Below are 19,784 nucleotides of genomic sequence, written 5' to 3'. Positions count from 1 at the left end.
TTATGGATAAAACTAACATTTTAGGATGCTTCACTTCATCAGGAGGTTATGAAGCATCAGACACAGATTTAATAAGAAAAACAAAAGACAAAAAAGATGATTTGTTTTGTAGTTATATATGGGGAGAGAAAGGAATTAACAACAAACTAGCCCTATTAAAACGTGAAGACTATGGAAGCGACATGAATTTGATTCTTTTTGAATTTTATGTAGATCCAATTCCTTGTCTCAGACAACATCTGAAAGAAATTGAATCTTATCGTAAAAAAGAGAAAGCAATTGGCATTCCTATCATCATAACCGATGAGAACTTCTTCAACAAATCAGAAGAGGAAAGATATGAATTTCTCAAGGTATCTATTATGCAAAAGATGGATTTGCTTGAAGCTGTAATAAAAAGAAGAAAACTGGATACTAACATGAAGCAACTTAAGTCTGACCTAGTCAAACTATTATCTCGTCTTCCCTAATTAGGACTTGTCTATTCTCGCTAATTACTTCTTATAGAAATTAATTTTTAGTCAGAAATCATACCAGAGTGCTTTTAATTCACTCTGGTATGATACTTTCTACTTACCGGAAGTATTTTTGAAGTTCTAGGAATCTTCAAAGAAACACCTCCCCTACAACTCTCCCTTTTCTATACGTTGAAGCAACTCTTCTTTCTTTTTCTTATATTTCTGCGAAAGCGGATTATAACGATAGAGACTGATATGCTTCATTCGTTGTTCATCCTTCATTCAACAATGGTTTTGAATTTAAAGACAACTCAAAACAGGCTACAGAGTACATTTACGACGATAACGGTAATTTAATAAAAGATTTGAATAAAAAAATTACCAAAATCCAATATAATTACCTAAATTTACCAGACCGTATTGAATTTGAAGGCGGAAGTTCTATTTCTTACCTCTATGATGCAGCAGGAAAAAAACTACGAGCTGTACATACCATCGCAGGAAACACTACTACTACCGATTACTGCGGTAGCGTGATCTTTGAAAATAGAACTCCTAAGACTGTATTGACAGAAGCTGGTTTTGTCTCTTTGAACGACAACAAGTATCATTATTATTTGCAGGATTATCAAGGAAACAATCGTGTGGTAGCCGATCAAAATGGAAATGTAGAAGAGGTGAATCATTACTATCCGTTCGGAGGTGTGTTTGCTAATACATCTTCTATCCAACCGTATAAGTATAATGGTAAGGAACTGGATACAAAGAACGGACTGAATTGGTATGATTACGGAGCAAGACATTATGATGCTGCGATAGGTAGATGGCATGTGGTGGATCCGATGGCGGAAAAGTATTATAGTTGTAGCCCCTATAGTTACTGTTTGGGAAACCCGATAAGATTTATAGACCCAACAGGAATGTCAATAGGAGACCCATTATTACAAACTTTTGGCAGATATGAATATGGTAATAATACCTTTACTAACGCATTTAAGTTTGTACATAATACCGTAGCCTCTGTTGTGAATACTCCCATACAGATGATAAATGATCTGGCTTCAGAAACTGAATATATTTATAATAACGGAGTTGGGTCATATCTTTCATCAGGAATTCAAGATGCAACAGATGCAATTGGTTCTCAGATTTCATACCTGGCAAAGACTCCAATATCGAAACAAGTTTCGGATACATGGCAGGAAATGAAAGAACCGCAGAACTGGGAGAATACCGTTGCTGAAGGAACTCTTATGTTTATGCCGATGAAAGTTGGCATTGGTACGAAACGTAGTATTTCGACAGCGGCCAAAGGAGTTGGGGTAACAAAAACAGAAAACATAGTAAAAACTGCTGTACACGGGAATTCATTAAAAAGTCAGAGACCAACATGGGGGTATAAGCTTTATTCTACTGATGGAACTTTCTTGAAGAATGGCATTACATCGCAAGAAATACCGCAAAAACGATATACTAAAGCATTCATGAAAGGTAAAAGGATGGATGTAATAAAGCAATTTTCCAATAGACAAGCAGCTTGGAATTGGGAGTATCAACAAAATTTAATTGAACGAGGACCTTTAAATAAAAATATGCATTAAATTATGGACGATAGTATTTTAGGATGTTTTTTAAAAGTTGGATTTGATCCAAATCTGAAAGCACCAGATTTAAAAAAAATGGGAGATCTGGTTAGTTCCTATATTTGGGGGGAAAGAGGTATAGACAATAAATTGGAGAAATTAAAGAGTGTAGATTATGGAGAAGATTTAAAATTAGCTCTATTTGAGTTTTATGTAAAGCCAACTCCTGTCGAATTAAAATATTTCAAAGAAATTGAATCTTATCGTAAAAAAGAGAAAGCAATTGGCATTCCTATCATCATAACCGATGAGAACTTCTTCAACAAATCAGAAGAGGAAAGATATGAATTTCTCAAAGTATCTATTATGCAAAAGATGGATTTGCTTGAAGCTGTAATAAAAAGAAGAAAACTGGATACTAACATGAAGCAACTTAAGTCTGACCTGGTCAAACTATTATCTCGTCTTCCCTAATTAGGACTTGCCTATTCTCGCTAATTACTTCTTATAGAAATTAATTTTTAGTCAGAAATCATACCAGAGTGCTTTTAATTCACTCTGGTATGATACTTTCTACTTACCGGAAGTATTTTTGAAGTTCTAGGAATCTTCAAAGAAACACCTCCCCTACAACTCTCCCTTTTCTATACGTTGAAGCAACTCTTCTTTCTTTTTCTTATATTTCTGCGAAAGCGGATTATAACGATAGAGACTGATATGCTTCATTCGCTGTTCATCCTTCTTTTGTCTCTGCAATTCCTGTTGTTCTTCCTTTGTGATCCGTAGTTTATGCTTACCTTTGAATAAATCTGATTGAGATTTAACTCGAAGTTGATGGATAAAGATCCTTCTAAGCCGACGAAGAATTGCTCCTTCACGAACAGAACAAGGAGTAGACTGACAGGCAAAAAAGCAATTCAACTTATCAGCCAATTGATGCAGGCAATTCGTACGAGCAGCTATACAAAAAGGATGATCCGGAGGTAAAGCAAGTCGGAAATAATTCTTCATACCGAAAAGCCGAATGAAGTTACACCTGCTATTCGTACAAGAAAAATAAGGTTTTAAAAGACTCTCCTCCATCCTGAATGTCAGTAGTTTTATGATCGAAGCAAGCAGTTTCCATTCCCGGTTGGAATAAGGTTCACTCACCTGCCGGGCAAAAGGAACATAAAAATTATTTAATACATCTTCCAAAACCGATAAACATCGCATACGTATATGTGTGTCAATCGGCTGTTTTTTAAGAGGACAATCCTCTTTTATTGTTTTTTTTTCATAACTTTGGAGTATAAATCAAAGGATTACTCTGCTAAAAAATAGAACGTGCTTTAAACAAGGTCCTTATATAAAAAAGATACTGGCTTGTATTTAAGAAAATACACTCAGTATCACAAGTTCTATATTCAAAACCACTATTTTAAACCTACAAAGGTCAGAAATACAATATTTTCCTCCAAATCATTTTTTAAAAGTTTTCCAAAACGGAAAACTTTCCGTATCAGAGAGAAAGAAAAGTTTCCCAAAATTTAATGTTAAAAGTCATCCGGGCTATCACTTTATCCTTTATCTTTGTATCCGGTTTCGGAACTAAAAAGAGGTTTAGTCATGAGGGAACGCTGTGCAAATCAGCGACAGTACCCGCTGCTGTAATTCTCTAGGAATCCGCACACAAATGTCACTGTATCCGTCAATGGATGTGGGAAGGCGCTGCGGGGGAGGGATAAGTCAGAAGACCTGCCGGAACTTTGGAAATGAAAAACGAAAGATGAAGAATGAAGAATGGAAAGATGGCTGATAGAGTCATGGCTCAGTGATTCTTTTTTCGATTTCCGGCTCATTTCTACTTTTAATCAATCAATGTTTAATTAAAACTTTCGGGAGTTAAAGTTATGAACTACGCGGAAATTTGTATCATCAAACGGGATGGTAAAAGAGAAGATTTCTCTATTAGTAAGATCAAGAATGCAATTAGTAAAGCATTCAGTGCAACAGGTGTTCGGGATGAGCAGCAATTGATTGCTGACATCACAATGAATGTAATCAGTCAGTTTGTGTCTCCTACCATCACTGTGGAGGAAATTCAGGACTTAGTGGAAAAGGAATTGATGAAAGTTCGTCCGGAAGTCGCCAAAAAGTATATCATCTATCGTGAATGGCGGAATACGGAACGGGACAAGAAAACCCAGATGAAACAGGTAATGGATGGTATTGTAGCCATCGACAAGAACGATGTGAACCTGAGTAACGCAAATATGAGTAGTCATACTCCTGCCGGACAGATGATGACATTCGCTTCGGAAGTAACAAAAGACTATACCTATAAATATCTATTACCCAAACGTTTTGCAGAAGCACATCTATTGGGAGATATTCATATCCATGACCTTGATTACTATCCTACCAAGACGACGACTTGCATCCAATATGATATGGACGATCTCTTTGAACGGGGGTTCCGCACTAAGAACGGCAGTATCCGTACACCACAAAGTATTCAGAGCTATGCAACGTTAGCCACTATTATCTTCCAGACCAATCAGAATGAGCAACATGGTGGTCAGGCTATTCCTGCTTTTGACTTCTTCATGGCAAAAGGGGTAGCCAAATCATTCCGTAAACATCTGGCGTCACTCATCAGTTTCTATGTAAACATGGAGAATGGAAGTCAGGTAAACGAAAAATCGATCCGGACACTTATTAAAGAATATCTTCCTTCTATCAAATCCAGTGAACTGGAGCGTGAAACGTTACGTATTTCACTGGCTGCCCTGCAAATCAATATAGATAAAGAACATCTTGCCCGTATCATCGACAAAGCTTACCAGCAGACACAGAAAGATACTCATCAGGCGATGGAAGGTTTTATCCATAATCTGAATACGATGCACTCCCGCGGTGGTAATCAGGTAGTGTTCAGCTCCATCAACTACGGTACGGATACTTCTGCCGAAGGTCGTATGGTAATTGAGGAATTGCTGAAAGCAACTATAGAAGGACTCGGAACACGTGGAGAGGTTCCTGTATTCCCGATTCAGATTTTTAAAGTGAAAGACGGGGTGTCTTATTCGGAAAAGGACTTTGAGAAGGCAATGAAAACGGAGAACTTCGAGGAAGCAATAAAGGAACATTATGAGACTCCTAACTTTGACTTACTACTGAAGGCTTGTCAAACTACCGCAAAGGCGCTCTTCCCGAACTTTATGTTTCTGGATACACCATTCAACCAAAACGAGAAGTGGAAAGCAGAGGATCCGAAACGTTACATTTATGAGTTGGCAACAATGGGTTGCCGTACCCGGGTATTCGAGAATGTAGCCGGTGAGAAGTCGTCTTTGGGACGCGGTAATCTCTCGTTCACTACACTGAATATGCCTCGTTTGGCTATTGAAGCACGCATCAAAGCCGAGAGTCTGATAAATGACGAACGCAATAAAGACGCTATCGAACAGAAAGCAAAAGAGATTTTTATAGAGTCCGTACATTCTATGGCTACGCTGGTAGCAGATCAGCTTTACGAACGTTATCAATATCAACGTACTGCTTTGGCACGTCAGTTTCCTTTTATGATAGGTAACGATGTTTGGAAAGGCGGCGGTGCATTGAATCCTAACGAACAGGTGGGTGACGTTCTTCGTAGCGGTACTCTCGGTATTGGTTTCATTGGTGGGCACAATGCTATGGTTGCACTTTATGGAAAAGGTCATGGACACAGCCAGAAGTCATGGGATACGTTATACGAAGCCATCATGGAACTGAATAAAGTGGCAGACGAATATAAAGCGAAATATAACCTCAACTATTCCGTACTTGCCACACCTGCCGAAGGTCTTTCGGGACGTTTCACCAAGATGGACAGACGCAAATACGGTAAGATTGAAGGTGTAACAGATCGTGACTATTATGTCAATTCTTTCCATGTGGATGTGAAAGAACCGATCAGCATAGTAGAGAAAATAAAACGTGAAGCTCCATTCCATGCCATCACTCGTGGCGGACATATTACTTATGTGGAACTGGATGGAGAAGCACAGAAAAATATCCGCGCTATCGTCAAGATCGTCAAAGTGATGCACGACGAAGGTGTTGGCTATGGTTCCATCAACCACCCGGTAGATACTTGCCACAATTGTGGATATAAAGGGGTGATCTTTGACAAATGTCCTGTTTGCCAAAGTGAAAGCATTCTCCGTATGCGTCGTATCACCGGTTATCTGACAGGGGATTTAAGTTCCTGGAACTCAGCTAAACGGGCAGAGGAAATGGATCGAGTAAAACATAATTAAATGAAATGAGGAACAGTCCATCGTTCCTCATTTTACCGTTCTTAATTTTTTCTTAGCATGCATTTATTAGGTACTTATCCGGAAACAATTGTAGACGGTGAAGGCATTCGGTATTCTATTTATCTGGCCGGTTGCTCTCACCACTGTCCCGGTTGCCACAATCCGGAGAGTTGGAATCCAACAGCAGGAGAACTCTTGACAGAAGACCGTATTGATGAGATCATTCGGGAGATTAAAAAAAATCCTTTACTGGATGGAGTCACGTTTTCCGGAGGAGATCCTTTCTACGATCCGGAAGCATTTCTACTACTTGTGAAAAGAGTAAAGGAGAAAACCGGAATGAACATATGGTGTTATACAGGTTACACGTATGAGGAAATCAAATCACAACCTCAACTGGATGCAATTCTTTCTTATATAGATGTGTTGGTGGATGGTCGTTTCGATCAGTCTCTCTTCTCTCCTTATCTGGAATTTCGGGGAAGTGGCAACCAACGGATACTGCGATTGAAATAATTCATCATGAGGACTCTAAAGTAGCGAGATAAGTTCTGCGCTAAAAAAACTTATTTTTCAAAGGATGCAGAAACAGCTGTAGCATTGTTTTGTTTACTTTTATAGCACCAACAATTAGTGTTAGAATAATAAGTTTTATGGTACAAACAATCAACCCAACTCAAATAGACGAAACCGACGGATTACCAATGCCAAGACGAATCTGGGCAGTGGTTTCCGTCGGTTTTGCCCTCTGTATGTCGGTACTTGATATCAATATAGTCAATGTCGTACTTCCTACACTTTCGCATGACTTCGGGACTTCTCCCGCTGTGACGACATGGATCATCAATGGCTATCAGCTGGCTATCGTCGTATCTCTATTGTCTTTCTCCTCGCTTGGAGAAATCATCGGTTACCGAAAGGTTTTTCTTTCAGGAATCGGCTTGTTTTGTATTACTTCACTGATTTGTGCGCTGTCCGACTCTTTCTGGACATTAACAATTGCCCGTATCTTTCAGGGATTCAGTGCATCGGCTATTACTAGTGTAAATACGGCACAGTTACGCTATATCTATCCGAAAAACAAAATTGGACAAGGGATGGGAATTAATGCGATGGTTGTGGCAATATCGGCTGCCGCAGGACCTTCAGTAGCAAGTGGTATTCTGTCAATAGCCTCCTGGCACTGGCTGTTTGCTATTAATGTACCTTTGGGAATTACTGCATTAGTCTTGGGCATTAAATATCTTCCCCGTCAAGAAGAACGGACGAAACGGAAGTTCGATACAATCAGTGCGGTAGCAAATGCATTGACTTTCGGTTTACTTATTTATACGTTGGATGGTTTTGCACATCATGAGAAAATGGATTTTGTCTTTATTCAAGTGATTGTGCTGGCAGTTGTCGGAACTTATTATGTACGTCGGCAATTAACTCAAACAACTCCGTTGCTTCCATTGGATTTATTGAAGATTCCCATTTTCCGTTTGTCTATTCTGACGTCTATTTGTTCGTTTATCGCTCAAATGTCAGCAATGGTATCTCTTCCGTTTTTCCTGCAAAATACGTTAGGACATAGTGAAGTGACGACGGGGCTTTTACTTACTCCATGGCCTTTGGCAACACTTGTCACTGCTCCGTTAGCGGGTAACCTGGTGGAACGTATTCATCCGGGAATACTTGGAAGTATTGGTATGGCATTATTTGCCATCGGGCTGTTCTCGCTTTCAAGCCTGACTGCCGAATCATCCGATATTAGCATTATCTTACGCTTAATGCTGTGTGGTGCAGGATTTGGGCTGTTCCAGACTCCAAATAATAGTACAATTATCTCTTCCGCACCAACTAATCGTTCTGGGGGAGCAAGTGGTATGCTTGGGATGGCACGATTATTGGGACAGACTTCGGGTACTACGATTGTGGCACTAGTATTCAGCTTTGTTATACAAGATCGGAGCACTTCGGTTTGTCTGATCGTGGGAAGTGTATTTGCTGTTCTTGCAGCAATTGTCAGTAGTTTGAGGCTGTCACAACCATCTACTCTTAAATAATAGATATAAGGTTGAGACAACAATAATGCAAAGCTGAGACAACAATAATGCAAGGTTGAGACAGCAATAATGCAAAGCTGAAACAACAATAATGTAAGACCGAAACAGCAAGTAACCTTAATCAGTTATTTCTTCACTACACAAATTATTGACATTTGTAACCTAAGTCAATTCGTTCCACCCATATGGAACTAAACGAACACAGTTGTGGAACGAAGCGGAAACAACTGTGGAACGGAACGGAAACAACTGTGGAACGAACCGAAACTTATAATTACGTCTATTAATACTAGAACGATTGATAGGAGGACTTTAATGATGATTGATCTTCTATCATTCCACCCTAAAATAGAAAACTAAGAATGAAGATAAGTATGCAATGTGCTCTATCCGTTGCATCATCTTCATCCCTAGTTTTTATCTAACAGTATCGAATAAATCAATACTCCGTTTCGCGTACTGCTTCTACCAAACGGCGGAAGTCATCAGGATGAACATCGCCAATATTACCGATACGGAAAGTATCTGCTTTGGAGATTTTTCCCGGATAGATTACAAATCCTTTGGCTTTTAACGCCTGATAGAAAGCTTTGAAATTGAAATCTTCATAAGGATAAAGAAAAGAAGTAATGATAGGAGACTGAATGCTGTCATCTAATAATGTTTGGAATCCGAGAGAACGCATACCTTCTACCAAGATACGATGATTCTCACAATAACGTTGATAGCGTGCCTCTACTCCACCCTCTTCGAGCAGTTCTGTCAATGCCTGTTTGAAAGCACGTACCACGTGAGTCGGAGAGGTAAAACGCCATTTGCCATGACCTTTTTCCATCGTTTCCCATTGGTCGTAAATGTCCAGAGAGAGGGAACGGGCAATGCCTTTACAACGTACAAGTTCTGAATGGCGGGCTATAACAAAACCGAATCCCGGTACTCCTTGGATACATTTGTTTGAACTACTGATCAGGAAGTCGATATTTAATTCGTCTACATCAATTGGAATACCTCCGAAGCTGCTCATACAGTCTACAATTAACTTCTTGCCATGCATCTTGATGATATGTGACAGCTCTTTAATCTGATTCAGGATACCCGTAGTCGTTTCACAATGTACAAATGCTACGTGGGTAATGTCCGAGTTATTACTCAAATAATCATCTACATACTCCAAAGAGATTGGTTCAGTCTCCTCAAACGCCAGCATATCATAGTCCAGATGATAATATTCAGCAATATTGCCCATTCGGTCACCATAGGCTCCGTTACTACAGATCAACAGTTTATCTTTCGAGGTAATGGTAGCTCCTAATACCGCTTCTACGCAATATGTACCACTTCCCTGCAAAAGGACAGAAGTGTATTCTTCAGTATTCTTGGTGGCAATGCCTACCAATTCTTTACGCAATTCTTGTACGATACCGAGGTTGTAATCTTCATCCCATGTACACCAATCGGTCATCATGGTTTCTTTTACAGTTTCTGAAGTAGTGAGAGGTCCGGGAGTTAATAGTAAATATGGTTTCATAATCGTTTTCTGTTTTTAATGTGAATGAATATAGTTCGTTGGAAAGTATCTATTTTGAAAGATAAATCTCATACTAATTATTTTTCAAACAAATGCTGCATTGGCTAAAGGTTAATTAAGCCTTGCATTTATTGTCTCAATCAGAGCGGGAAGTTCTTCCATTGTACGGATGACATAGGAAGCTCCGGCAGCAAGCATACGTTCTTTTACCTCTTCAATACGAGCTTCCAGATCTGTAGCAGACAAGGCCTTCGTTTCCTCCTCCGTCAGTGCCATCTCGTTGCTACCGAGAATTACACCTACACTCCATACTTTAGCATTTACACCTTCTTTAATATCGGCGATTGTATCTCCTACCTTCACTACCGTATCCAGACAAGGTACAGCAAGCTTTGTCATATTCTCAAAAATCATATAAGGAGCAGGACGTCCCGAAGGAAGCAGATTGGGAGTGGCACAATAATCTACGCGATACCCTTTTGCCTGAGCTGCCGGAAGTACGACATCCATCATCTGGCGGGTATATCCGGTAGTAGAACCAATTTTAAGACCTTCGCTACGCAACTTATCCAAAGTAGGAATTACTCCCGGAATAGGATCAGTATAGTTCTCAAGTGAAGCAAACAGGTGCTTTTCAAAAAGACGATTTAGCTCTACAACATCCTCTTCTGTCCATGCACGTTGGTAACGATTGACAAATTGTTCGTTTACTTCAGACATTGACAACAATTCACGAATGTGCTGAATCTTGGGTAATCCCATCGGTTTACGAGTCTGTACAACGTCAATTGACAGTCCTTTTTCGGCAAATGCCTCAATGAAAGCAGCAACAGGTGCAAAGCATCCATAATCTACAGCCGTACCTGCCCAGTCCATAATAATACATTCAATCTTTTTCATTCTTGCTTATATATAAATTGTTTATTATTCTATTTTTCATTAGTAAGACAATGCTTCTTCTTTCCTTACTGTACCATTCTTTAACCATGCCTTCTCATCGATCAGAGGGGCTATGGCAGTTGCTTCATATCTTCCTTTTTTGTAACGTTGAATCAGGTATATAAGGGAGATACTGAAGGCAACACAGCAGACAATACCTACCGTACCCGCCATGGTGTTATAGAATTCGAGCCAGTTAAGGTCGGGGTTAAAACATTCTTTGAACAACAATACTAGTACGGTGCCTGTATATCCGATGGAATCAACCATAGCAATGAAAAATCCTACATTCCCCTTAATACGGAAACAGGCGATAAAACGATCGAAGAAAATAGTCTGAAAACTGAGATAAGAGAAATAGAGACAAAGGCTTTGGATAAATAACCACACTAGCGGAGACAATTGCAGGGTGTGATAATTGAAAGCTACGAAACTAAGCGTGACAGCGCCGGCAACGACTAATGCCAAGAGAGTGGAAAGCACTTTAATATGGCTTTTCATCAATGCTAGCGATGCAAAGACTGCCAGAATGATAAGAGTCACTATTCCATCTACTTTGGCAAATATCCAGGAAGAGAAACCTGCTGCATTCACATCGACTATTTTCACAAGAAAATCTTCTTTTACATCTTGAAGTACGGTCAGGAAAAGGTTGGCGAAGAAAAGCAGTGTCAGTACAGGGGCAAAACTACGGAAGAGCTCCCAACGTTGTTGTTTATTTAAGGTGATTCGTTCCACTCGCAATGCTTTGTCTTCGGCAGTCGGTTTGGGAAGGTGATCGAGTAGATAGCCTAATCCTGCCAGAAGTGGTAATGCTACTACACCAATCAGAGCCGGCATCCAAAATTCGCTAACATGCAAGGTATTGACTACGAAAAGTCCGATAGACTTAGCTGTACCGCTACTGACAGCAATACTCAGCCCGAAAAGGGAAGCCAACAGATCGGTCACCCGCCTTCCTTCGAGGAAACTAAAGATAACACCCCACATACATCCCAAAGAGAGTCCGTTAAAGAATAATGCCAATACATTGAATGGTTGAGGCAGACATCCAAAAAGAACTAAAGAGAGTTCAGCAACCAAAATGGATACAAGAATGAATTTCAGGCGGCCTTCTCTCTTTAGCTCAGAAATAAGTTTGATCCCGACAAACTTGGATACCATGTATCCGAATATCTGGATAATACTGGTTGCTATCTTATAATCCATGCCAAACAGTTCCATGCCGTCGAATGTAGCAGCCGTAAACGGTTTGCGAAGTGCATAAACTAATGAGTAAGATAGCAGCGCCGCTCCTCCTGCATAAAGGATAAAGAGTATATCAGAAAGTTTCTTTTGTGCCGAGGGCGACAGTTTTTCTTTGAAATTCATAATACATTGTTTTTTGTTTCCGGTGCAAAATTAGGACTCAGTGAGCAGTGAAAAAATGAATTTCAATGAATCATATTATATATTTCGCGCTTTTGATGTATTGAAATATTAATGTAATATTCATGCAACAGGAACATAATATAACAGTCATTCCTTTGCAACATAATTCAAAATTACGACAACCAAAATCATGGATGAACTGACAGATATATATAAAAGAATAGAGTACCTACGCAATAGCGGAGTAAAGATGAAAGAAATTGCTGATCGGGTGGACATGGCTCCAAGTGTATTGTCTGCTTTATACTCCAGCGTTTTACCTGCTTATATCGATTTCTTGAAAACACGTACTCCCGATGATGCATTAGACGAAGCACTTGCATTGGTTAATAATGTCTCCAAGAAACGCTTATTAAATAATGTAAGTTCCATGAAGCTACTATTGTTCGAAATGGAACCTGAACAGCAAAGTGAAACAGACGGAAATCCTTTGGTCAAGTTACTTGGAATGGAGATGAAGGAATCTATACAGGATGTTTATAATTATAGTGGTATTTATCTTAGTTACAGCCTTTCCTCTTCAACGGATAGTCTAAAAATTGAACCTTACATGATTTGTGCTTCCGAAAACAGTGAATATGTGAAGGTCGGCATGATTAATGCTTATAAATCCGTTCATTGGGGAGGCGGTATTATCAGCAATCATCAGAATTCATACCTGATGTTTAACGAAAGGGACTTACCTCAATTTGCCCTGGTCACTATTTATCTGCAACTTCCGCATTATGAATTCCCCAATATGTTGAAAGGATTGTATCTCTGTCTGGATTACAATCATAATCCAATAGCCCGACGGATCGTTTTGGTAAAGCAATCAGATAGTACGGACATTAATGAATTTCTGAAAATGGAAGGTAAATTGGTTCCGAAGGGTGAACTGACACCGGAATTGGAGGTGTACTACAATTATACTTGCCAGGAAGGAGATTACATCAAGACCTGTACAGTACCTTCACCGAAACTGGATGAAACGGATTTGGAACGGGAGAAAAAGATGTTGAAAATATAGCAAATAACATGATTCGATATAACCAAATGATTCATTTTAAAATAGGAGCATAGCGATAAAAGGATTTAAATTTATAGTGTTGAATTATAACATTTAAACAATTATCACTATGTTCATTGAGGATTAAGTTATGGAGATTTATTGTACGGCAGGTGATTTTTACTAAGAATTTGCATCTCGACAGAAAAAAATCTTTGATGAGTACAGCCGACAAAATTCTGCTAAGAAAAAGAGTACTGATTGAAACTGTCAATAACGAATTGAAGAATATTGCATAGATTGAGCTTTCCCGACATCGTTCCTCCAACAACTTTATATCCAATGCACTGACTACAATTTCGGTCTACCGTTTCTTTGAAAAGAAGCCCGCTATTGATGTGAAATTCATCAATAACGGGCAATTACAAATGTTTTGAATTACATCGAAGCACGTTAATTTATTTTTTCTTCCTAAGGAATTACAGCCAATAAGAAAAAAGGAATCTTACAATACAATACTACTAAAAAACATCTCGAGTAATAATGTAAATCCTTAAGTTATGAAGAGTGGCATTCTATGAAAAGAGAAAACATTATTTCTTCATTTCCTCAAAAAAGTGATGAATCACTTCACTATTTACGACTTTCAATATAGCAGATCCGTCACCCACAATCACTGTATCAAAAAGGAATGACAAAGCATCAAAACCTAGCGGATCTTTACTGATACACGTATTGTAGTAGGCAGAAACATATTTACCATATGTGTCAATCGGGATTTTTTTGAAATTTCCCAAATAATAATTACCTTCAAAAATATTGTTAGTAGAACGAGTCAGACGAATTTCTGATTCTTGAGGGACAAAGAACACATTTTCCCGGAAAGTCGTAGAATCGGCATAACCGTCCCATGAATCAGAAGTAATAACACTACGATCAATAAATGAGGCTATTTTAGGATTGACATGCAGAATATTACGGCTTATTAATGTATTCTTACATGGACCACCAATATGTATATTGGCAGAAAAAATACCGTTACGAGTGGCACGTGGACGAATGGCATCATTGATGCTAACATTATATTGCACCACCGTTCCCTGATTTCCCACACCGGGATCAGCACCCGAATTGCATATCAAGACCATACCTCCGTCATTATCATGACTATAATTATATTGAATTGTCGTATTATAGCAATTATAATCAGAATCAAAACCCTGTGCATCCCAAGGTGCTTTATGGTCACTCACTTCATTGAACTGCATCACTGTATTATCACAGCTCCATGGCCAGAAACCGGCAGCTGCCTCACTATGAGGCAATGTGCCTGGACAATTACGCATCAGATTATATTCTATTAAAGTGCCTTCACAACCTATTGGCACGATGCCATCACCGGGAACTTCCTCTATCAGATTCCTTCTTATGATCGTTTTAGTATTGGGATGCCAGTTATTACGATCGCTATAAGCCGACCAAATAATCCCGTTACGTTCACAACGACGAATAACACAATTTTCAATTGTCAATGCGTTAAAAGTGGATATCACTCTCTCTCCTTGGTTTATTATCAAAATGCCCGAACCGCCTCCTTCCTGTTTCACTAAACTTCCATTCACATCGTGTATTTCCAGTGCGTTAAGCACAATGTTATGCGATACTCCATAATCTTCACAAAGAATCTTTACCCCTGTACGGTTTGGCATACGTTCCTTCCCCGTATTCACTACCTCTATATTCTGCAAGGTAAGATAATTAGAATTGTATACCAACACAGCATACAACGAAGCGTCAGGTGCCTGAATACAAGGCTTTCTGCCATTACCATAGGCATCAACAACAATAGGTTTTCCAGCTTTACCTTCGGCTGACAACTCCAAAATATCAGTAAAAACAGAACCTCTACGTAATAATAAGGAGTCACCAGCACATAAATGTAATTTTTTGATACGTTTCAAACTCTTCCAAGCGCTTCGCATGCTTCGTCCATCAGCTTGGTCATTGCCATTCTGTGCATCAATATAATAATTTTGCCCATTTTTTCCATAACATGGAATAAAGAAGATCTCAATTATCACAATAATTACGATTAAAAACTTAATTCTCATATTTTTGATTTTTAAACAATGTAAGTTGATATAATAGATAAATTATCTATCTGAATAATAGAAACATAGCAATTAGAATCATTACATTCATAGTGCTCAATTATAATATTTAAACAATTATCACTATGTTTATTGAGGATAAAGTTACGGAAATTATTGTACGGAAGATGATTTTGGTTAAGAATTTGCATCTCAACAGGAAAAATATCTGGCTGAAACTAAAGAAGGCAAACATCGTAACAAGCCCAATCGTATGAGCAATGCGGAAATAATGGTCATCCTTATTTTGTTTCACTCCGGTGGTTTCCGATGTTCCAAGCATTACCATCTGTAATATATTTGCCAACACCCGATACATCCGTTTCCCAATCGCGTATCTTATAACCGGTTTGTCTTTGATAAGCATAACCGACAAAATTCTGCTAAGAAAAAGTATCGTGCACACGTTAAATAGAGAACAGTCGGTGAGGATATATACCCACACCATAATGAATATTTAGCTCTATCTTATAAAGCATAACTCACTATAAAACAAAATCTTATAACTCAAGTTTTTCTTTAAGGAACGAAATTCAAAGTAATTGCAACCTTCCCACTATTTAGAAATGGAATAAGGAATGTCTCCTGTCCCACTACCCCATGATGTAGAAGGCTTTTCACCCATGACAAGCTTCAGTGTACCTCCCTTCATCAGATCCGAATGTCTCAGATAATTCTTCGTATAAGGCTTACCGTTGAGAGTTGCAGACTGAATATAGATATTCTTCTCACTTGCATTCTTAGCGATGACTTTAAACGTTTTTCCATTCTTCAACCGCATCGTCACTTTAAGAAAAGTAGGACTTGCTATCGCATACTCAGGAACTCCGGGACATACAGGATAAAATCCCAGAGCCGCAAATGCATACCAAGCTGACATCTGCCCGGAATCATCATTTCCTGATAATCCTCCCACGTCCAGCAGGTATTCTTCCTCCATGATACGACGGATATGTTGTTGAGTTTTGAACGGTTTTCCGATCCAGTTGTAGAGATAAGCAACCTGATGGCAAGGCTCATTTCCATGCCAATATCTGTTTTCTGAGAACATAGAGTCCAGTTTCGCTTCAAAAGTATCTTTACCTCCCATGATATTTGCCAATCCCTGAATATCCTGGGGAACATACCAAGTGTAGTGACAAGGATACCCTTCAGTAATAAATCGTGCAAATACAAACGGATTAAAGTAATCGATAAAACGTCCGTCTTTATGTCTTCCTCGTGCATAACCTGTAGTAGGATCAATTACATTCCGATAGTTTAATGCTCTTTCTCTTAACAAAGCCGCATCTTCTCTCTTACCAAGTTTATCGGCTACTTGAGACAGTACGAAATCATCATAAGCATATTCCAACGTACGCGATACCTGTTCTCCGGTGTGGAATGCTTCTTTTACAGGATCTTCTAAAGGAATATACCCATACTTCTTATAAGAAGTCAGACCTCTGCGCCCCTTGCCATCGGTATAATCTGCATGCGAAGCCGGAGATTCAAATGCATTCTTACGCATTCCTTCATAGGCTTTTTCCAAATGGTGAACGGGAATATCTTTCATGATAGCATCGCCTATCATAGCAATTGCATGGTCTCCTACCATTGCAGAAGTGTAACTATTCCAACAAGGGAAAATAGGCAACCACCCTCCCTGTTCATACTTCGAAACCAGAGAAGAGACCATGTCTTTCCCCTTCTCAGGATCCATCAAATGTACCAAAGGCATTAACGCACGATAAGTATCCCATGCACTGAAGTCATCATAGTATACAAAAGAGGGATTACTGACTATCGAATCTTTTAAAGAAAAAGCAGGATGTGTCCCATCGACATCGCTATAGATTCTTGGTAAGATAGAGCAACGGTATAAAGCACTGTAAAACATCTTTTTATCAGTTTCATTTTCAGTCTCTACTGAAATAGACGACAGATGTTTATTCCAACGATTTTCGGTCGCAACACGTACCTTTTCAAAGTTCCAACCGGGGATCTCTGCATCCAGATTGCGGGACGCAGCTTCCGAACTGGTAAAAGAGGTAGCCGCTTTTACTTGCAACTTCTCTCCTTCTTTCAGCTTAAAACCAATATAGGCTCCCAACTCACGCATATGGTCCATTTGAGTAGCGTTCTGCAAACGCTCTTTCTCATTATATACCCCATATACAGTAAACGGATGATCGAAACGGACAACAAAATGTCCGCTAAACCCTGCGGGTTTACCCATCCCCTGATAAATTCGATAAACGGGATTGTATCCTCTAATCTCTTGCTTTTCTACATTGATAGTAATAGATCCGTTCCGATGATCATTATTAGGAGTGATGACCACATACACAGAATCTTCTTTGTCTACTGTATATCGGAATATAGCCGCTCTGTCTGTGGCTGTCATTTCCGACAAGAACCGGGAATCAGGAAAACGAACCGAATAATAAGCAGGTGTACCCACTTCATCCTCATGATGAAAAACAATCTTTCTTTCACCGGACAAGCATTTCAGCGAACCGCTCATTCCCATAATGGTGTATGAACCGTAATCCTGAGCACATCCCCCATTTATCCAATGAGAGGCACGAAAACCATAAAACAAAGAATCTCTGTAATAATAAGGAGCAACACATTTATTCTCCGTCAATCGTGTTTGAGGTGTCCAACTATTCATCCCATTAGGAGTCAATACGGCAGGAATCGTTTGACCTAATTCTTCCGTACCTTTTCCATGGGCGTTAGCTGCCTTTGTTATACTGGGAGAAGTACCAATAAAGATATTCACCCAGTCTATCGGGCGTGCCTGCTCCGTCTTCATTGTAAAAGCAACTAACAGACACCCCAATAATCCTATATAGCTATATTTTATTTTGTTCATAGTAAATTAGACACGCACGATTGCTACTTCAAAAGCTAGAAGAAGAACCTCAATATATCGTTAAAGTTCGCCCATATCAACAGTCCGAAGAGCAGGATCATTCCAGCCATCTGAGCATACTCCATAAACTTATCACTCGGTTTACGGCGTGCTATAATCTCATAGAAAAGGAAGAGTACGTGTCCTCCGTCCAATGCAGGGATCGGAAGGATATTCATGAATGCAAGGATAATAGACAGAAAAGCTGTCATATACCAGAACTGGTGCCAATCCCATGTAGCAGGAAAAATGCTACCGATTGTTCCGAAACCTCCCAGCTGTTTCGCTCCTTCTTTTGAGAAGAGGTACTTCATGTTACCTACATATCCTTTCAGTGTTTTTACCCCCAAAGCAACTCCTGCCGGGAAAGATTCAAAGAAGCCATATTGTTTCTTCACCATTGGCAGAAGACGTTCAGTCTCGATACAAGCATTTACACCCATCAGATAAGCTGTATCCACTTGCATGGTCAGATGATCTGTCACACCGCCACGCACATAAGTCAATGTGATCAGGCGAGGATCAATGCTGTCTTTACGAAGTGCAACTTCATTCTTTTTACGTTCTGCCATTGCTTCTTTAAAGTCTGAATAAGAAATAGGTTTTCCATCCAGAGCAATAATGCTATCTCCCGGTTGAACACCGGCAAGTGCAGCCGGAGAATTAACTCTCACACTATCTACTACATACGGGAAACGATAAGAAGCAAAACGGATACTATCCGTCATCAAGCGTTGCATCATATCTTCGGGAATGTATACAGAAGCCTGCTTGCCACCACGAAGCACACTTACCTCACGAGCGTCAGCAATCTGGCTCAACATATCACCATCATAACGTACAAAAGGAACACCGTCAGCAGACAATAGAATGTCTCCGTCTTTGAAACCTACAGATTTAGCTGTTTCATTGAAATCCATACCAAGGGGAACTTCCTGTACTTTAATATACTGGTCACCCCACGCAAAAAGGATCATTGAATAGATAAACAGTGCCAGCAAGAAATTGAACAGCACACCGCCTACCATAATCAACAAACGTTGCCAAGCCGGTTTGGAACGGAATTCCCATGGCTTTTCCGGTTGCTTCATCTGTTCGGTATCCATAGACTCATCTATCATACCGGCAATCTTTACATAACCACCCAATGGCAGCCATCCTATAGCATATTCAGTTTCACTCTTCTTGGGTTTGAACTTGAAGAGGGTAAACCAAGGGTCAAAGAATAAGCAGAATTTTTCTACACGCACCTTAAACAAACGGGCAAAAAGGAAATGCCCACCTTCGTGAATGATGACGAGCAACGAAAGGCTCATAATCAATTGCAGGGCACGAATCAAAAATGTTTCCATATAATCAACAATTTAAAACCTCTTTCATCCTATCTCCCTAAAGGGAAGAACCTGAGGCTACTTTCAATTTATATTAATACTAATCTATTTCTCTACAAAAATATCTTTTATCAGGCATACCT

13 protein-coding genes, 3 pseudogenes and 1 riboswitch are annotated in these 19,784 nt (G+C 39.4%); of the genes and pseudogenes, 9 read left to right on the top strand and 7 right to left on the bottom strand.

Features of this window, described 5'->3' with window-relative positions:
- The first annotated feature begins 2 nt into the window (after positions 1–2).
- The 3 genes and pseudogenes from EJF25_RS05035 to EJF25_RS05025 all read left to right on the top strand — a co-directional run bounded on the left by EJF25_RS05035 (position 3) and on the right by EJF25_RS05025 (position 2,515).
- Positions 3–470 carry an Imm44 family immunity protein gene (locus EJF25_RS05035; RefSeq protein WP_125040306.1) on the top strand — a complete coding sequence of 156 codons (468 nt, stop codon included), beginning with the start codon at positions 3–5 and terminating at the stop codon, positions 468–470.
- 269 nt (positions 471–739) lie between these two features.
- Positions 740–1,381, top strand: a pseudogene (locus EJF25_RS25485) (RHS repeat domain-containing protein); the annotation flags it as partial.
- A 681-nt stretch (positions 1,382–2,062) separates the two neighbouring features.
- The gene (locus EJF25_RS05025; protein ID WP_125040304.1) at positions 2,063–2,515 is read left to right on the top strand and encodes an Imm44 family immunity protein; all 453 of its coding nucleotides are present in this window, start codon (positions 2,063–2,065) and stop codon (positions 2,513–2,515) included.
- A gap of 153 nt (positions 2,516–2,668) precedes the next feature.
- On the opposite strand, the gene EJF25_RS05020 is transcribed toward EJF25_RS05025, so the two are convergent.
- A complete protein-coding gene (locus EJF25_RS05020; protein ID WP_125040303.1) occupies positions 2,669–3,256 on the bottom strand; it encodes a hypothetical protein in 588 nt (195 codons plus the stop codon).
- A gap of 353 nt (positions 3,257–3,609) precedes the next feature.
- Positions 3,610–3,800: riboswitch (cobalamin riboswitch) on the top strand.
- A 133-nt stretch (positions 3,801–3,933) separates the two neighbouring features.
- Here EJF25_RS05020 and EJF25_RS05015 point away from each other — a divergent pair.
- From EJF25_RS05015 to EJF25_RS05005, 3 genes are all read left to right on the top strand, one after another.
- Positions 3,934–6,327, top strand: a complete 2,394-nt coding sequence (locus tag EJF25_RS05015) for an anaerobic ribonucleoside triphosphate reductase (protein WP_125040302.1) — start codon at positions 3,934–3,936, stop codon at positions 6,325–6,327.
- A gap of 57 nt (positions 6,328–6,384) precedes the next feature.
- Positions 6,385–6,843: an anaerobic ribonucleoside-triphosphate reductase activating protein gene (gene nrdG, locus EJF25_RS05010; RefSeq protein WP_125040301.1), complete on the top strand. Its 459-nt coding sequence runs from the start codon at positions 6,385–6,387 to the stop codon at positions 6,841–6,843.
- A 137-nt stretch (positions 6,844–6,980) separates the two neighbouring features.
- Positions 6,981–8,375 (top strand): MFS transporter, encoded by a 1,395-nt coding sequence (locus tag EJF25_RS05005; protein ID WP_125040300.1) that lies wholly within the window; start codon positions 6,981–6,983, stop codon positions 8,373–8,375.
- A 439-nt stretch (positions 8,376–8,814) separates the two neighbouring features.
- Here the strand turns inward: EJF25_RS05005 and EJF25_RS05000 are convergent, their stop codons facing one another.
- From EJF25_RS05000 to EJF25_RS04990, 3 genes are all read right to left on the bottom strand, one after another.
- Positions 8,815–9,903: a 2-aminoethylphosphonate--pyruvate transaminase gene (locus EJF25_RS05000; RefSeq protein WP_125040299.1), complete on the bottom strand. Its 1,089-nt coding sequence runs from the start codon at positions 9,901–9,903 to the stop codon at positions 8,815–8,817.
- A gap of 111 nt (positions 9,904–10,014) precedes the next feature.
- Positions 10,015–10,803 (bottom strand): phosphonoacetaldehyde hydrolase, encoded by a 789-nt coding sequence (phnX, locus tag EJF25_RS04995; protein WP_125040298.1) that lies wholly within the window; start codon positions 10,801–10,803, stop codon positions 10,015–10,017.
- Between the two features lie 39 nt (positions 10,804–10,842).
- Positions 10,843–12,213, bottom strand: a complete 1,371-nt coding sequence (locus EJF25_RS04990; protein ID WP_235016723.1) for a DUF5690 family protein — start codon at positions 12,211–12,213, stop codon at positions 10,843–10,845.
- A 190-nt stretch (positions 12,214–12,403) separates the two neighbouring features.
- Between EJF25_RS04990 and EJF25_RS04985 the strand changes: the two genes are divergently transcribed.
- The gene (locus tag EJF25_RS04985; RefSeq protein ID WP_125040297.1) at positions 12,404–13,282 is read left to right on the top strand and encodes a hypothetical protein; all 879 of its coding nucleotides are present in this window, start codon (positions 12,404–12,406) and stop codon (positions 13,280–13,282) included.
- 116 nt (positions 13,283–13,398) lie between these two features.
- Positions 13,399–13,698, top strand: a pseudogene (locus tag EJF25_RS04980) (transposase).
- A gap of 156 nt (positions 13,699–13,854) precedes the next feature.
- On the opposite strand, the gene EJF25_RS04975 reads toward EJF25_RS04980, so the two are convergent.
- Positions 13,855–15,372: a right-handed parallel beta-helix repeat-containing protein gene (locus EJF25_RS04975; RefSeq protein ID WP_125040296.1), complete on the bottom strand. Its 1,518-nt coding sequence runs from the start codon at positions 15,370–15,372 to the stop codon at positions 13,855–13,857.
- Positions 15,373–15,497: 125 nt separating this feature from the next.
- Between EJF25_RS04975 and EJF25_RS25480 the strand changes: the two are divergent.
- Positions 15,498–15,766, top strand: a pseudogene (locus EJF25_RS25480) (IS982 family transposase); the annotation flags it as partial.
- Between the two features lie 201 nt (positions 15,767–15,967).
- On the opposite strand, the gene EJF25_RS04965 reads toward EJF25_RS25480, so the two are convergent.
- Positions 15,968–18,271, bottom strand: a complete 2,304-nt coding sequence (locus EJF25_RS04965) for a GH92 family glycosyl hydrolase (protein ID WP_125040295.1) — start codon at positions 18,269–18,271, stop codon at positions 15,968–15,970.
- Positions 18,272–18,306: 35 nt separating this feature from the next.
- A complete protein-coding gene (rseP, locus tag EJF25_RS04960; RefSeq protein ID WP_125040294.1) occupies positions 18,307–19,662 on the bottom strand; it encodes an RIP metalloprotease RseP in 1,356 nt (451 codons plus the stop codon).
- Positions 19,663–19,784 lie beyond the last annotated feature (122 nt).

The sequence above is a fragment of the Bacteroides faecalis genome (assembly GCF_003865075.1).
Lineage (GTDB): Bacteria > Bacteroidota > Bacteroidia > Bacteroidales > Bacteroidaceae > Bacteroides > Bacteroides faecalis.
The sequence above is the reverse complement of the archived record's forward strand: the minus strand, read 5'-3'. Positions and strand labels throughout refer to the sequence as shown.

Excerpts from the sequence above, each read along its gene's own strand:
- EJF25_RS05005 (WP_125040300.1), top strand. The coding sequence starts at position 6,981 with ATGGTACAAACAATCAACCCAACTCAAATAGACGAAACCGACGGATTA.
- EJF25_RS05025 (WP_125040304.1), top strand. The coding sequence starts at position 2,063 with ATGGACGATAGTATTTTAGGATGTTTTTTAAAAGTTGGATTTGATCCA.
- EJF25_RS04985 (WP_125040297.1), top strand. The coding sequence starts at position 12,404 with ATGGATGAACTGACAGATATATATAAAAGAATAGAGTACCTACGCAAT.
- EJF25_RS05015 (WP_125040302.1), top strand. The coding sequence starts at position 3,934 with ATGAACTACGCGGAAATTTGTATCATCAAACGGGATGGTAAAAGAGAA.
- phnX (WP_125040298.1), bottom strand. The coding sequence starts at position 10,803 with ATGAAAAAGATTGAATGTATTATTATGGACTGGGCAGGTACGGCTGTA.
- EJF25_RS05035 (WP_125040306.1), top strand. The coding sequence starts at position 3 with ATGGATAAAACTAACATTTTAGGATGCTTCACTTCATCAGGAGGTTAT.
- EJF25_RS04975 (WP_125040296.1), bottom strand. The coding sequence starts at position 15,372 with ATGAGAATTAAGTTTTTAATCGTAATTATTGTGATAATTGAGATCTTC.
- rseP (WP_125040294.1), bottom strand. The coding sequence starts at position 19,662 with ATGGAAACATTTTTGATTCGTGCCCTGCAATTGATTATGAGCCTTTCG.
- EJF25_RS05000 (WP_125040299.1), bottom strand. The coding sequence starts at position 9,903 with ATGAAACCATATTTACTATTAACTCCCGGACCTCTCACTACTTCAGAA.
- EJF25_RS05020 (WP_125040303.1), bottom strand. The coding sequence starts at position 3,256 with ATGCGATGTTTATCGGTTTTGGAAGATGTATTAAATAATTTTTATGTT.
- EJF25_RS04965 (WP_125040295.1), bottom strand. The coding sequence starts at position 18,271 with ATGAACAAAATAAAATATAGCTATATAGGATTATTGGGGTGTCTGTTA.
- nrdG (WP_125040301.1), top strand. The coding sequence starts at position 6,385 with ATGCATTTATTAGGTACTTATCCGGAAACAATTGTAGACGGTGAAGGC.
- EJF25_RS04990 (WP_235016723.1), bottom strand. The coding sequence starts at position 12,213 with ATGAATTTCAAAGAAAAACTGTCGCCCTCGGCACAAAAGAAACTTTCT.